Annotated in this window: 13 protein-coding genes and 1 tRNA gene; 5 read left to right on the top strand and 9 right to left on the bottom strand. The window is 46.3% G+C overall.

Features of this window, described 5'->3' with window-relative positions:
- Positions 1–37: 37 nt before the first annotated feature.
- The 8 genes from DWX33_RS18710 to DWX33_RS18675 form a co-directional block, all read right to left on the bottom strand.
- The gene (locus tag DWX33_RS18710) at positions 38–622 is read right to left on the bottom strand and encodes a 50S ribosomal protein L25/general stress protein Ctc (RefSeq protein ID WP_122380841.1); all 585 of its coding nucleotides are present in this window, start codon (positions 620–622) and stop codon (positions 38–40) included.
- Positions 623–758: 136 nt separating this feature from the next.
- Entirely contained in the window at positions 759–1,550 is a 792-nt protein-coding gene (locus DWX33_RS18705; RefSeq protein ID WP_122380840.1) for an SDR family oxidoreductase, read from the bottom strand.
- Positions 1,550–2,773, bottom strand: a complete 1,224-nt coding sequence (locus DWX33_RS18700; protein WP_044545947.1) for an NADH:flavin oxidoreductase — start codon at positions 2,771–2,773, stop codon at positions 1,550–1,552. The genes DWX33_RS18705 and DWX33_RS18700 overlap by 1 nt, the downstream gene beginning before the upstream one ends.
- Before the next feature lie 36 nt (positions 2,774–2,809).
- Positions 2,810–3,103: a PG0541 family transporter-associated protein gene (locus DWX33_RS18695; RefSeq protein WP_005866064.1), complete on the bottom strand. Its 294-nt coding sequence runs from the start codon at positions 3,101–3,103 to the stop codon at positions 2,810–2,812.
- A 170-nt stretch (positions 3,104–3,273) separates the two neighbouring features.
- Positions 3,274–6,393: an efflux RND transporter permease subunit gene (locus tag DWX33_RS18690; RefSeq protein ID WP_005861971.1), complete on the bottom strand. Its 3,120-nt coding sequence runs from the start codon at positions 6,391–6,393 to the stop codon at positions 3,274–3,276.
- Positions 6,394–6,399: 6 nt separating this feature from the next.
- Entirely contained in the window at positions 6,400–7,425 is a 1,026-nt protein-coding gene (locus DWX33_RS18685) for an efflux RND transporter periplasmic adaptor subunit (RefSeq protein ID WP_008774010.1), read from the bottom strand.
- 46 nt (positions 7,426–7,471) lie between these two features.
- The gene (locus tag DWX33_RS18680; protein ID WP_122380839.1) at positions 7,472–8,863 is read right to left on the bottom strand and encodes a TolC family protein; all 1,392 of its coding nucleotides are present in this window, start codon (positions 8,861–8,863) and stop codon (positions 7,472–7,474) included.
- Positions 8,864–8,905: 42 nt separating this feature from the next.
- The gene (locus tag DWX33_RS18675; protein WP_005866074.1) at positions 8,906–9,508 is read right to left on the bottom strand and encodes a TetR/AcrR family transcriptional regulator; all 603 of its coding nucleotides are present in this window, start codon (positions 9,506–9,508) and stop codon (positions 8,906–8,908) included.
- A gap of 311 nt (positions 9,509–9,819) precedes the next feature.
- Between DWX33_RS18675 and DWX33_RS18670 the strand changes: the two genes are divergently transcribed.
- The gene (locus DWX33_RS18670; RefSeq protein WP_005861981.1) at positions 9,820–10,725 is read left to right on the top strand and encodes an AraC family transcriptional regulator; all 906 of its coding nucleotides are present in this window, start codon (positions 9,820–9,822) and stop codon (positions 10,723–10,725) included.
- On the opposite strand, the gene DWX33_RS18665 is transcribed toward DWX33_RS18670, so the two are convergent.
- Positions 10,720–11,256 carry an HdeD family acid-resistance protein gene (locus DWX33_RS18665; protein ID WP_005866076.1) on the bottom strand — a complete coding sequence of 179 codons (537 nt, stop codon included), beginning with the start codon at positions 11,254–11,256 and terminating at the stop codon, positions 10,720–10,722. The genes DWX33_RS18670 and DWX33_RS18665 overlap by 6 nt on opposite strands.
- A 184-nt stretch (positions 11,257–11,440) precedes the next feature.
- Between DWX33_RS18665 and DWX33_RS18660 the strand changes: the two genes are divergently transcribed.
- The 4 genes from DWX33_RS18660 to DWX33_RS18645 all read left to right on the top strand — a co-directional run bounded on the left by DWX33_RS18660 (position 11,441) and on the right by DWX33_RS18645 (position 14,571).
- Positions 11,441–12,529 carry an acyltransferase gene (locus DWX33_RS18660; protein WP_005861985.1) on the top strand — a complete coding sequence of 363 codons (1,089 nt, stop codon included), beginning with the start codon at positions 11,441–11,443 and terminating at the stop codon, positions 12,527–12,529.
- 113 nt (positions 12,530–12,642) lie between these two features.
- The gene (locus tag DWX33_RS18655; protein ID WP_009018509.1) at positions 12,643–13,662 is read left to right on the top strand and encodes a L,D-transpeptidase; all 1,020 of its coding nucleotides are present in this window, start codon (positions 12,643–12,645) and stop codon (positions 13,660–13,662) included.
- 34 nt (positions 13,663–13,696) lie between these two features.
- Entirely contained in the window at positions 13,697–14,437 is a 741-nt protein-coding gene (locus tag DWX33_RS18650) for a murein L,D-transpeptidase catalytic domain family protein (RefSeq protein ID WP_121961678.1), read from the top strand.
- Between the two features lie 59 nt (positions 14,438–14,496).
- Positions 14,497–14,571: transfer RNA gene (locus DWX33_RS18645), tRNA-Pro, on the top strand.
- Positions 14,572–14,712: the final 141 nt, after the last annotated feature.

The following is a 14,712-nucleotide window of genomic DNA, read 5'->3' as shown; positions in this document are numbered from 1 at the left end:
TCCCCTTCATGTATTGTAATAATGTTTTTACCTCAGATTATCCTTTAGCCTGAGCACCACGAGCGGCACGAGTCAATTGAACGGCGCAAACAACAGCGTTCTTAGCGTTCATCAATTCAAGACCTTCGAAGTGCAAAGCACCTACCTGCATAGTCTTACCTAAGCCAAGGTGATCCACATTAATCGTCAACTTTTCAGGGATTTGATCGTATATAGCTTTCACTTTCAGTTTTCTCATTTGAAGAGATAACTTACCACCGGCTTTAACACCTTCTGCGTGACCTTCCAAAACAACCGGAACTTCCATTACAACGGCTTTGTCCTTAGATACTTCCAAGAAGTCCATGTGAAGGATCTCGTCAGTCACGGGTTGGAACTGCATGTCCTTAACGATTGCCATGGTCTTGTTACCGTCAATGCTTAACTCAACAACGAAAATCTCCGGAGTGTAAACCAACTTACGAACGGCTTCTTTTGTAACCGTGAAGTGAATTATCTTTTCGCCACCGTATAATACAGCGGGAATTTCATTGTTCTTACGCATTGCCTTCAAGGCTCTTTTCTGATCAGCGGAACGAGCGACGATCTCTCTTCCTTTTCCTTCTAACTCAAATGTCTTCATTTTCTTTAATTTTTGTGTTACTCAAAATTAGTTATTTTGCTTCCTAATTTCCCATCACACGGTACGGGGCTAAAAAGCGGTGCAAAGATACGATTTTTGTTTGATGTGACAAATATTTCGTATGTTATTTATCGGATTATCGATCTAGCTTCACTAATTTCGTGGTTCGCATGATCCAGCGGACAAGGCCGTGGGGGAGGAGCATTACGAGGGGTGTGCATATTTTGTTGAAAAGGCCCGGTAATAGAGAAGCCCGGTGGTGGAACAAGGCGTTAATCCCTTTTTTAGCCAGTTTTTCCGGGCGCATCATGATACCTAGGCGGATCGCTAAAGCCTTTAAGTTGTCGCTTAGGTTATATAAATTCGTGGCGACGGCGCCGGGACAAAGTACGGTTACGCTTACCCCATAATCCTGTAACTCTGAACGCAAGCCCCGGGAGAAGCTTTTCAAGTATCGCTTGGTGGAAGCGTAGAGCGTAATTCCCGGATAAGGTAGCCAACAAGATAGGGATGACATATTGAGGATATATCCATGACGCCGTTTCTTCATCTCCTGCCCGAAATAATAACAAAGCTGGGTAGGAGTGGTCACGTGGAGGTAAAGCATTTTCTCGACAGTGTTAGCCTTAGCTTGTAGGGTCTCGCTGAAAAAAAACATACCGGCGTTATTGACCAATACATCTACAGGGATGTTTTTCTCTTGACAAGCATCATACAGTTCCTTGGCCGCCCCCGGGATCGCAAGGTCACGATAAAGCGGCAAAACTTCTATACCATATTTCTCGGAGAGAAACTCACCTTTCTCCCGGATCGCCTGCTCCTCATTGCTGACGATCACTAACTGATAGCCTCGTGAGGCTAGTTCCTCGGCATAGGCGAGACCTATTCCGGAGCTGGCCCCCGTGACTAAAGCCCATTTCTTTTCCATTATTTATATTCAAGCCTTTTGATTTCACGTACGATACATTCCGGAAGACCTTTCACGTTCTTATGACAGACCATATCCTCGCTATACATACGGGCGATACAATAGTTGCTATGCCCACAATCGCAACGGGCGTGCTCGTCTTCTTTCATACGGTTGACGAAGCCCGGCTCGTTCACCAAGGCACGTGCCATGGCCACAAACTCGAACCCGTCGTTCAGTACCTCCTCGATCTTGTCTCTGGAGACCAATCCTCCTACGTAAATAAGAGGTAAATGTAAGGCTTTGCGGAATTTCAACGCATCTTCAAGGAAGTAAGCCTCCTTAAACGGTTCCGAGGGAATCATATATTTACCTACCATGCGGATTCCAATCGGTAGATAGCCCCGAGGCATATAATACGCCATCGTACGGATCGGCATTTCTCCCCGCATTACATACATGGGGGCACGGCTCACGAATCCGCCGCTTAGTACTAAGGCATGCGCTCCGCATTGGTCTTGGAGTGTACGGGCTACTTCTAGGCATTCGTCTATTTCAAGTCCTCCCTTGAACCCGTCCCGCATATTGGTCTTTACGGTTACGGCCATGTCGGAACCTGCTGCTTTCATCACCTCTTCCATACACATTCTCATGAAGCGCATACGGTTCTCAAGGCTTCCTCCATATTCGTCTTTCCGGTGGTTGGTGTACGGGGAAAGGAATTGGCTGATCAGATAACCATGCCCGGCATGGATCTCGACAGCGTCCATACCTGCCTCACGTGCCAATCGTACGGCCTCACCGTAGGCACGAGCCATGGAAGCGATCTCGGATTGTTTCATACCTCGTACGATCGTGGGAGAGTAGAGGTTGAAACCGCTGGACGCTGAAATAGGCGTGCATCCGCAAATCCGCTTATGCGACATATTACCACAATGGCCTAACTGGATGGAAGCGGCGGCTCCCTCTTTATGGATAGCGTCGGTGAGCTTGCGGAGGCCGGGAATAATATCCGGACGCATCCACAGCTGACGCTCGAACGACAAGCCGCTTTGCGTCACGGCGGCATAAGCTATGTTCGTCATGCCGATCCCTCCGGCGGCTACGGATGTGTGATAGTTGAATAACTGCTCCGAGGGAGCGTTTCCCGGGCACATACTCTCGAATGCGGCGGCCCGGATCGTGCGGTTCCTAAGTGTTAGCGGACCGATCTTACCGGGTGTAAACAGGATTGATTTGTCCATATCAATAGATTAATGTAGTTGTTTCGAAAAATTAAGTTAGATGGTTTTCTCTATATTCCAGACGAAGGCCCGAAGCCCTTGCGCTTCCGTTTCCTTGTCTAAGTTGTGTAGGATTTCCAGAAAATGATCGACCTTCTCGTCTTCTACCATCGTAAGGATAGCTGAATTCAAGGTAGGCCAAGCGTGATTGCCGTAATGTGGCTCGCCTGTTTTACTTCCCCGTCCTTGCACGACATCCCAATAGGTAAAACCTTTAAGGTTATTACGGTCCATGATACTGACGATAGCTTCGTAATACGCTTGATTGAAAGATATAAATATCGCTTTCATATAGTTGTTTTTTATGAGATCGCATATCCGTAGGGAAGCTTTTCTTACGATGGGCATTCAAGCCTGCTTATAATGGGCATCGTAAGCACCTTACAATGGGCATTGTTATGACCTAACAATGCCCATCGAGGTTTGCTTGGCCTCGGCTTCCCTATGGTACGCAAAGATAATTAATTATTTCGTAATGCCTTCCTTATTTTGCGGCGTCTTCGTTTTACGCCGTTGGCAGCGAATACGGCATAGACCGTCGGAACAATAATCAAGGTAATCAAGGTGGATACGGAAAGACCCCAAGCCACAGTCATACCCATCGAGCGCCACATCTCGGAACCCTCGCCGGTTCCCACCGCCATCGGGATCATACCCAAAACGGTCGTCAACGTTGTCATCAATACCGGACGGAGACGGGATTTACCGGCAGTCACTACCGACGTGATAATACCCATGCCACGCTCCCGGCATAAGATCGTATAGTCGATCAGCACGATACCGTTCTTAACCACGATACCCATCAACATGATCACGCCGATCAAAGCCATAACGCCCAATGGTGTCTGCGTGACCGCCAATCCCAATACGATACCTGTAAAGGCGAACGGGATAGAGAACATGATCACGAACGGGTCTACCAACGACTCGAACTGGGCAGCCATCACGATGAATACCAAGATGATGATCAATACCATCAAGATACCCAAATCGGTAAATGTATCCTGCTGATCTTCGAATGTTCCACCCAACTGCCAACTTACGTCGGATGGGATATCCATTTGTTTCAACTCGTTCCGGGCGGCGGCAACCAAGTCGCTCAATGCCGCTCCCTTACCCGCTACGGCAGATACGGTGATCACACGCTCACGGTCTTTACGCTCGATGGTCGGGGGAGTCATACGTTCCACTACCTTGCCTAAATCACGGATGCGGATGCCTTTGCCTTCATTGTTATAGATCAAAATATTCTCAAGATCCTCTACGGACTCACGGAACTCTGGGGCGTAACGTACCTTGATATCATACTCATCTCCATCCTCACGATATTTTGAAGCGGTGGAACCATTTACACGGTTTCGGAGATACATGGAGGCGGTTGTTACGTTCAGCCCGTTGATGGCCAGTTTCTCTCGGTCGAAGTCGATCTGGTATTCCGGGATATAATCCTCACGGCTGATATTTACTTGCGAGCATCCTTTTACATTTCTCATACGACGGGCGATCTCATTCGCCACGGCATCCGTCTGGGCGAAATCAAAACCATAGATCTCGATGTTAACCGAGGTCTCTCCACCCATAGAACCTTCCTGCCCTCCGGCGAGTACCTCGAATTTCTTGATCTCGCTGTATTGGGCTAAGTCCTGCCGCATCAACTCGCAAATCTCGGTAAGACCTCTCTCACGGTCGCCCACGCTAGTCAGGTTTATATTGAACTCGATAATATGCGTACCGTTATTGCTTAGCTGTGCGAAGGTATTATCCGTATCCGCCGTACCTTCCGTGAAGTTACTGATCAGTATCTCCGGATATTTCTCACGGAACTTCTTGTCGATGTCGAGAGCTAACTCACGGGTAATATCCTGCCGTGTACCGATCGGCAACTCAATCGTTATACCGATGCGTGCGTTATCTTGCGTCGGGAAAAATTCCGTCTTGATGACCGGTATCAGCATCATACTGCCGATGAAGATCAGCGTAGCGCCTACGATCACCGTTTTCCGGTGGCGTACGGCCCAGTTCAAGAAGCGTCCGTAACCGCGATCCAAGGCGTTCAATCCCTTTTCGATAGGCGTGAAGAACATCCGGTACAATTTACCCTTCTCCGGTTGCTGGCGTAATAACTGTGAGCAAAGCATCGGGGTCAATGTCAAGGCGCCTACCGTAGAAACGATCATGATGATACTAACGATCCATCCCAACTGCTTAAATAAGATACCCGCCATACCCGTAACCATCGTCAACGGCAAGAACACCGCCAACATCGTAAGGGTGGAGGCGATAACCGAGATAGCCACCTCGTTCGTGGCGTGTACGGCGGCCTGTTTCGGCTGGCTACCCCGCTCGATATGGGTCGTTACGTTCTCCAATACCACGATAGCGTCGTCCACCACCATGCCGATAGCGATAGAAAGTGAGCTCAACGAGATAATGTTTAACGTATTACCCGAGGCCAGCAAATAAGCGAAAGAAGCGATCAAGGAGATCGGGATGGTTAAGATAATGATAAACGTGGCCCTCCAACGTCCCAAGAACACGAATACCACCAACATAACGATGATAAAGGTAATCATGATCGTCTCTTTCAAGCTATCGATCGTATTCAAGATATTCGTGGAAGTATCCATGATTACGTCCAGCTTCACGTCTGAGGGTAAACTAGCCTGTATCTCCGGAAGTTTCTGGTGTACCTTCTTGGCGATGTTCACCGAGTTCGCTCCGGACTGTTTCTGTATGACGATCATACCACCTTTCGTGCCGTTGTTAAACGTTTCTTGCGCACGTTCCTCGATACTGTCCTCTACACGGGCCACGTCACGCAGATATACGTTCTTTCCGTTCTGGCTACCGATCACTAGGTCTAGCATCTGCTTAGCGTCCGTGAATTCTCCTTGAACACGCAAGGAGTAGGTATTAGAGCCGATATCTACGCTACCTCCCGGTGTATTCCGGTTCTCTTGCGCGATGATGGTAGAGATACCTTCGATGGTCTGGCCGTAAGCCTCCAACTTGTACGGGTCGCAATACACTTGCAACTCACGGATCGGCGTACCGGAGATAGACACGGCACCCACGCCACTGATACGGGCCAATGGGTTGGATACCTTATCGTCCAAGATCTTGTAAAGAGCGTTCGTGCTCTCCTCCGCGGTTACGGAGAGGATCAAGATGGGAATATCGTCCGTACCGAACTTGAAAATGATCGGATTCTCTACGTCATCGGGTAGGGAAGACTCCACCATGTCCAGTTTGTCGCGGACATCGTTCGTGGCGACATCGATATCGATGCCATAATTAAATTCCAACGTTACGATCGATATATTCTCACGGGATTGCGACGTGATATGCTTCAAGTCGCTTACGCTATTCAACACGTTTTCCAAGGGCTTCGAAACATTCATCTCGATATCCGAAGCGCTGGCGCCGGGATAGGCCGTCATCACCATGATGGTGTTCGTCTCTATCTCCGGAAGCAAGTCCACTGATAACCTGCTTAAGGAAAAAAGTCCGAAGATCACGATCGCCACAAATACAAGGGCGGTCGATACGGGCTTTCTTACCGCTGTTCCATATAAACTCATAGTCTGTTATTCGTTTTCGATTTCAACTTCCATACCGTTCGTCAGGCGGCTTTGCCCGGTGATAACCACTTGGTCGCCATCCTCCACTCCGGATATGATCTCATATTTATCACCCATACGGCGTCCTAGCTCCACCTTCTGGTAGGATACCTTGCCGTCTTTGCATACATAGATATACCGGTCGCCGGCACCTGATTGTTTTACGATAGAGCGATCCGGAGCCACCACGTGATCCATATGGCCGAAACTCATCGTCACCCGGGCGAACATACCCGGTCGCACTCGCTCATCCGAGTTGGCGATCTTGATCTCCACGGGGAACGTGCGGGTAGCGGGATCGATCGTCGGGTAAACTAAGTTGACTTTACCCTTGAAAACCTCGTCTCCGTACACATCCAGCCGGATGTCTACCTCATGGCCTTTCTTCACTTTCGTAAAAAGACTCTCGGAGACATTCACCATTAATTTGACCGGACGGATTTCCTCTACCGTATAGATGGGGTTTCCGCCGCTGTACATATCGCCGCTATCGTAGTTGCGGGCGGTTACGACTCCGCTGATCGGGCTTAGCAATTGGGTGTTCTCCACCAAGTTTTTATACGTCTCGCGAGCCACTTCCAAGGAAGTCTTTTGGGCATCCCAAGCGGATTTGGAAGCACCGCCTACCTTATACAACTCGTCGATACGTTTGAACTCGATCTCTTGGTTATCCAATTGTATCTTCGCTTGCTTTAGGCTTGTAGCGTCCATCTTGGCCAATAACTGCCCGGCTTTTACATGGTCGCCTACCTCGGCGAAGATTTTCTCGATACGGAATGGGGTTTGGGGAGCGATATTATTTTTGATATTCGCTTCCACCGTAGCGGTAAATTCACTGAGTTGCTCCACGTCTTGAACAGAGACCGTCTCCACTTTCACCTTTACTTTCTCATTCTGTGTTTCCGTGGCTTCCTCACTCTTATTACCCGAGCAAGACATCAGCAGGGCCAATGTAGCTATCGGTATTACTTTCAGCATTTGACTTGTCTTCATATAATTGTTCCTAATTATTATCTATTAAACTTTCAATTTTTAATTTTCAATTCATCTGTCCGTTACCCAATACTTTCTCCAGATCTGCCTTCGCTACCATATAGTCGTAGATAGATTGGTTGAAGTTCAACCGGGCCTGCGTCAAGGCAAGTTCGGCATCGTTCATCTCCAGCCATGTACCGGCTCCGGTGTCGTACCGTTTTTGCGAGATCATATATCCCCGTTCCGCTTGCTCGACTCCCTTTTGGGCGGCGTCGAACTTCTTGATACAGGTATTCATATTATCTATGTACTGTTTAACGACCAACTGCAAATTACGCTTGGTATCGTCCCGTTGCAGGTTTAATTGGTCGATGGAGACTTTCGTCTGCTTTACCTTATAAAATTTACTACCTCCGGAGAAGATAGGAACCGATAACGTGATACCGATCATCGAATAGGGGTTCCATCTGTAATTCTTGAACTTGAAGTCATTGTTCATGGCACTCCATTGATATAGACCGGTCAGCGACAAGGTCGGCAGATAATCGAATTTCTGCATGACCAGCGTCTTTTTTAGCTGTTCCGCCTGAAGGTCTAATTGTTTCAAGTCGGTATTCTCGGATAAGGTTGTATCCGTGGATAGATAGTCGGCGAAGAGGCTGGACTTGAAATCCGTCAGTTGCCCGTCGCAATCGATATTTAAATCCAGATCCATACCCAATAACGCTTTTAACTGCCATTTAGCCAAGGTAAGGGAGTTCTCTGCCTGCAACAGATTAGGCTCTGTATTCTTTACCGTCACATCGGCACGTATCAAATCGTATTCAGCTACGGTTCCCTGTTCATACTTCCGTTTGATATCCAGATAATTCTCCATGGCATTGTCGTAACTTTGCTTGAATACCCGGTAAGAGTCGCTTGCCAGAAGGACGGCGTAAAAGCTCTTTTTCACTTGGTTCACCATCGCTATTTTAGAAGAGCGAGCTTGCTCCACCGCCAATTCCACGTCTAAGGCCGAGATACTCAAGCTTTTCCATAAGGAGGCGTTCACCAGTGGCATGGAAGCGTTGAAGCCCAAGCTCCAGTTGTTGCTACGTCCTACCTCGAAGCCCTCGTCCATACTCGACATGTCCGTGCCTTCGGGCAAGCTGCCGCCTCCCATGTCACCCATGTCGAAATCCATATACATCACCTGTTTCTTCAAGGTACGGTTGTAGTCCCCCGCAAAACTGATCTGCGGAAATAGAGAAGCGTACGAGCCTTTACGTGCGTACTTTTTCTTCTGTATTTCTTTATCGGCAACTTTTACGGTCGGGTTCTCGCTAAGGGCGATCTCTAGCGCTTTCCCAAGATCCAGTTTCAGGGTGTCTTGAGCCAGAACCGGTCTCGCCGCCAGAAAAGGCAATACCATAAATGTGACCAACATCATTTTTCTACTCATCAATAATCGTTTCATTTAGGATAGATTTTGTCTGTGATTAAACTCATTAAGTGTTCGCTATAAATCATAGGATTGTTTGAGATCGAATCGGTCTAGGATCGCTCTTCCCTTCTCGGTACTGATCCCTTTCAGGAATGTGAGGAGGATCGTGTTGTATACCTCGGTGATGGAATGCTTGCAGAAGACATTGGAAGGCCGCAACATCTTCGTCTGCTCTTTCACCAGTAAGGCCATGATCTCGAAGTTGATCCCCTCTTGGAACACGCCCTCTTTAACGCCCCGTGTGAACAAGTCCATACACCTCTTACCCATTCTCGCTTTATTCATCTCTATTTTTTGTTGGGCTTTCGGATATTTCTTCAAGTCCTCGTAAAACTTCTCGTTGAACCATCTCGGGTTTTTCATCATCTCCTCATAGAAGAGCAGGATTACTTCCAAGGCATTGAAAGGTTCTTTTTCCAGTCCCGTCAGATATTGTCCGAGCGATTCGGAATTGTGATCGATCCCCTCGATCAGCAAGGTTTCCTTGTCCTCGAACGACTCGTAAAGTGTACGCTTGGAGATGCCAGCCGCTTTCGCTACATCATCCATACTCACACTCTTGATGCCATATTGAGAAAAAAGATCGAACGCCGTATTAATAATCTGTTCTTTTATCATATTCTTTTTTGTTACGTCAAAAGTAGCCGGGGCAATCTCCGTATACAAGTAAAAAGCGCTGACTCGTCCGTTGGAATCGACCAATGACCGGATATTCCCGTCGAATCTATTCGCAAAGGTCTGATATATTTAGAAAACCAGAAAGGTTTATACTGTTACGGTATTGGTATGGAATGAAACAGGATATTGTCAAAAATTCTTGTTATTCGTTCAATTTTGGATGAAAATTGGTTAAAAACGAAATAGTGGGTGGTCTTTGGCTTTTTATTTCTATCTTTGTCCGAGGTGATAATAAAAATCTACAGATAGATATGAAAAATTTACCTTTAATTGAAGTCACTGAGTTAATCAAGGGAATTGAGTCCAGCGACAACTTTCAAGATGATTTATCGATAGCGGATCTGAATGGAGATTTGATTAATTACGAGGAAAAAAGGCTGGAGCATTCCACCCCGATGCGTTTAAATGCTTTGTTGATGATCTTGGTACAGGAAGGTACTGCCGATATCTCGGTAGACTATATTCCATATAAGATAGAGAAGAATACGTTTATAACCTTGATGCCGACTCATATCATACAGGTATCGAAAGTGAGCAAAGATTTGAGAGGGCGTTTGTTGATCGTGTCCAGATCTTTTCTGGATGGATATACTACCCCGGCAGGGAAAAAGAACTCTATGGTGCATTATATGCAGATCCGTAAGAATCCATGTGCTGCGATGAGTGCCGAGGAGACTGAGCATATATCCGGCCAATTCTCAATCTTACGGGAAAAGATGAAGCTGCGTACCCATTTTTTCCAGAAGGAGGCTCTCCAAAACGCCTTAGTCGGTTTCTTTATCGAGTTGGCTAATATCTTTATGGGTAAGAAGGAGCTGATGACGGCACCTACACTCTCCCGGAAGGAGGAGCTTTTCGAGCAGTTCCTGCAATTGCTTTTCGAGCATTGCAAGGAGCAGCACGTCGTTACTTTCTATGCCGAGAAATTATTTATTACCCCACAGTATCTTTCGCTTATCTTGAAAGAGCTAACGGGTAAATCAGCGAATAAATGGATTGACGACGCCTTGATCGTCGAGGCCAAGATGCTGTTGAAGGCCCCGCAAGCCACGGTTCAGCAGGTAGCGGATATACTCCACTTCTCCGATCAATCCACTTTCGGTAAGTTTTTCAAGAAGCATATGGGTATATCACCCATGGAATACCGGAAATCATAATCCGGTATTTTCTATACGCTTGCGGAACTTATACCAGTTGATCAACTCACAAGCCCCGTAGAAAATGCTGGCTACACCGAAGATTACGAATGTATTTGCCGCCGCCCCGAACGGGTAGGCAAGAATCATTACTCCGGTTATCAAGATCAAAGCCGGCATCAGGTAGAACCCCAACGGTACATTGCTCCATTTCCTTGCGGATATCAATGAAACCAATTGCTGTACACCGGCAATTACCAATAAGGCTCCGAGTACGTACATTAATATATTCACGAAGAACTCGGGCATGATCACCAACCACGCTCCGAACAGTACGCTTCCCGCTGCCTCGATAGGAAACATCGGTTTCTCCCCGTTCTCGTTCTTCGGTCGGGTGAAATAGCTGAGGATAGCGAATAACCCCGGTAAAATAAATAGTATACCGATCGTGATAACCAGATAGGTTATGGCTGCTTCCGGCCATAATACCAAAACAAACCCTAATACCATCGCAAATGCGCTACGTAAAACCGCGCCATTAATAGATCTCATATGTTTTTATTTTAGATTTCATTTATAATATGACAAAGGTATATATTCTTTCCGACTTTTTTTACCTTTGTGCGCCATAAAGCAGTATCAGGAAAAACATCGAAATATATCCCTCTTGAATGCATGCTTCGCGTAAAAAGACAAACTTGAAATCATCTAACGAATAATAATACTAAAACAAAAAATGAAGCGTATAGTTTTTTTGGATTACGTGCGTGTGTTCGCGTGCTTCCTTGTCATGGTTGTCCACGCCAGTGAAAACTTTTATGGAGCTGAGGGCTCCACGGATATGGTGGGACCGCAATCTTATCTGGCCAATGAGGCTGATCGGTTGTGGGTAGCCGTATACGATGGTTTCTCACGCATGGCGGTGCCATTGTTTATAATTGTCTCCGCCTTTCTTCTTGCGCCGATGAAGGCAGGGCTGACCTCTTGGCAATTCTACCGTCAGCGTTGTATCCGCATCTTACCGCCGTTTTTCATATTTATGATACTATACAGCACTTTACCCTTGCTGTGGGGGCAGATAGATGCCGAGACATCATTGAAAGATATATCGAGAATATTCTTGAACTTTCCTTCACAGGCCGGACATTTGTGGTTCATGTACCCTTTGATCAGCCTCTATTTATTTATACCCGTAATATCGCCATGGTTGAATAAAGCCACGGCGAAAGAAGAGCGTTTTTTCATCGGCTTGTTTCTGTTGTCGACCTGTATGCCCTATCTCAATCGTTGCTTCGGCGAGGTGTGGGGACAATGTTTTTGGAACGAATACCATATACTGTGGTACTTCTCCGGTTATTTAGGATACCTCGTACTGGCACATTATATACATGTCCATCTTACATGGAACCGTTCTAAACGTCTGGTTATCGGAATCGCCTCGATGGTCGTCGGTGCCTTGCTGACGATTTATTCCTTCTATGTCCAAGCGATACCCGGAGTAACTCTTGTCACACCTGAGATAGAGATCGGATGGGCTTTCTGTACGATCAATTGTGTGCTTCTTACGGCGGGTACGTTCCTCGCTTTTACTTGCATAGGCAATTCGAAATCTCCACGACTCATAACAGAGATGTCTAAACTCAGCTACGGTATGTACCTTATGCATATATTTTGGCTCGGATTGTGGGTAACGGTGTTTAAGCACGACTTAGCCTTGCCTACTGTCGCCGCCATACCATGCATTGCGGTAAGTACATTTATCTGCTGTTATGTGACGACAAAGATTATCTCATTAATACCGGGCAGTAAATGGATTATAGGATGAATATAGGATAGCTCTGTCATTTGGCGCGGTTACTTTGTAAACAAGATGATAAGATTACCTGTTATTTGGAAAAAATCGTATATTTACGATATTCAAATAAATCCCGGGTAATAATGATGACGAGAACAGTTTTTATACTTTTGATATCGAGCCTTTGTACGCTAAGTTATTGTACGCCGAGGACCGAGCCTGCTCAAACCGAGGTCTTAACTCCTGTGGATTCTATATCGAAGGATTCCGCTGTGATCGTGGAGACTTTGCCTCCCCGTATCGAAATAGAGAAAGAGCTGCTTTACGATAAGCATACTTTAGAAGATACTTACCCCTATAAAGATACGACACGGGAGTTCCAGTGGGAGAAAATGAAAGAAAGATTATCCTTATTGGAGTCGATCCAAAGGGAGCCGTCTCAATGGGCGATCTTGCAGAACTATAAAAACAGGAATGGAGAGGCTCCTCTTGTAAAAGTCTTCAAGAGAGATGCCTATAAGAGGGTTTCCGATACGCTTGGTGTAGAACGCTATCAATCCGTCCCGCTTTATTTGCTGACTGATACCGTGACTCCCGAGATCTATGGACGTGACGGTAGCTTGGTTCGTATCAAGGCGATGGATGAGGATTCTAAATTCGCTCGTATACAAACCGTGTACGATGGGGAGGAGGAGTGGTATGCTCCGAAGAAATATATCAAGCAAATAGGGGATACGGTAGTCTTCGATAAGGCGATCTTCGTGGATCGTCATAACCAGAATATCGCGACCTTGGAGCACGTCGGCTCGAAATGGTTGGTTCGTAGCATGAACCCTGCGACTACCGGACAGCATCGTCCTCCTTATGCGCAGGAAACCCCGTTGGGAATGTATGTTCTCCAAGAAAAAAAGTCTCGCATGATCTATTTGGTAGACGGTTCCAAGGAGACTGGCGGATTCGCTCCTTATGCCAACCGTTTTACGAATGGGGCGTATATCCATGGCGTACCGGTCAACGCTCCTCGTAAATCGTTGATCGAATATAGTCCTTCGTTGGGAACGACACCCCGGTCTCATATGTGTGTGAGAAACGCGACTTCGCATGCGCAATTTGTTTACGATTGGGCGCCTGTTAATGAGACGATTGTTTTTGTATTAGAATAAAAATCATAACTTTGCGGCGTTATTGTTTTTTAGTATGCGAAGGATTTTCTTGTATTTGTTTTTTATTGTCTTGTCTGTAGGTTCAATTTCAACCGGTGGCGTTTTGCGTGCCCTATCTCCGGAAACGGGATCAACGTCTGTGGCGGTTATGGGGCGCCAATTATATGAGGAGATGCGATTGGATCAATGGGTTTGTTTCGATGCGTTTATGCAGGGGCTTAGAGGTTCCGAGAAGATTGATCGGAAAAATAAGGATATCCTTACATTGATCGATTTCTCTAAACCTTCTACGGCGGAGCGTATGGTTGTATTGGATATACGGCAAAAGAGAATACTTTACACCTCTTTGGTTTCTCACGGTAAGAATAGCGGGGGGAATTATGCGACCTCTTTCTCGAACGAGAACGGTTCCCACAAAAGCTCTTTAGGATTTTATCTGACGGAAAATACGTACCAAGGCCGGAATGGCTATTCGCTTATCCTAAATGGATTGGAAAAAGGAATAAATGATTTGGCTAAGCAAAGGGCGATTGTAATTCATGGCGCCTCTTATTCCGATCCTTCTGTGGTAGCTTCCTCGGGTCGGTTAGGACGTAGCTTTGGTTGCCCTGCGTTGCCTGTATCTGTCAGTAAACCAATTATTAATACGATAAAGAATGGAACCCTTTTATTTATTTACGCCAACGATAAGAACTATCTGACGCAAAGTTCCATTCTATCCACTCAACAAGAAAATGATATTTTTCATGAAAAAAGTTACCGAAAAGTTTTGTAGTTTAAAATAAAGGCGTACCTTTGCACCGCAATCAGAGATAAACACTATGAATTGCAAAACGGGGTGTAGCGCAGTCCGGTTAGCGCACCTGCTTTGGGAGCAGGGGGTCCCAAGTTCGAATCTTGGTACCCCGACTTAGAAAAGGGGAAATGGTTGGTATTCAACTGTTTCCCTTTTTTTGTGTCCTGCCCTTAAATCTAAAGGATAGTCAACGATTGTAATCAAAACAATTGTTCGTATCTTCAAGTAAAAAACATTCTTCTTACTATATACAA

Origin of the sequence: Parabacteroides sp. AF19-14, assembly GCF_003635485.1 — a bacterium.
In the GTDB taxonomy this organism is placed as follows: Bacteria; Bacteroidota; Bacteroidia; order Bacteroidales; family Tannerellaceae; genus Parabacteroides; species Parabacteroides distasonis.
The sequence above is the reverse complement of the archived record's forward strand: the minus strand, read 5'-3'. Positions and strand labels throughout refer to the sequence as shown.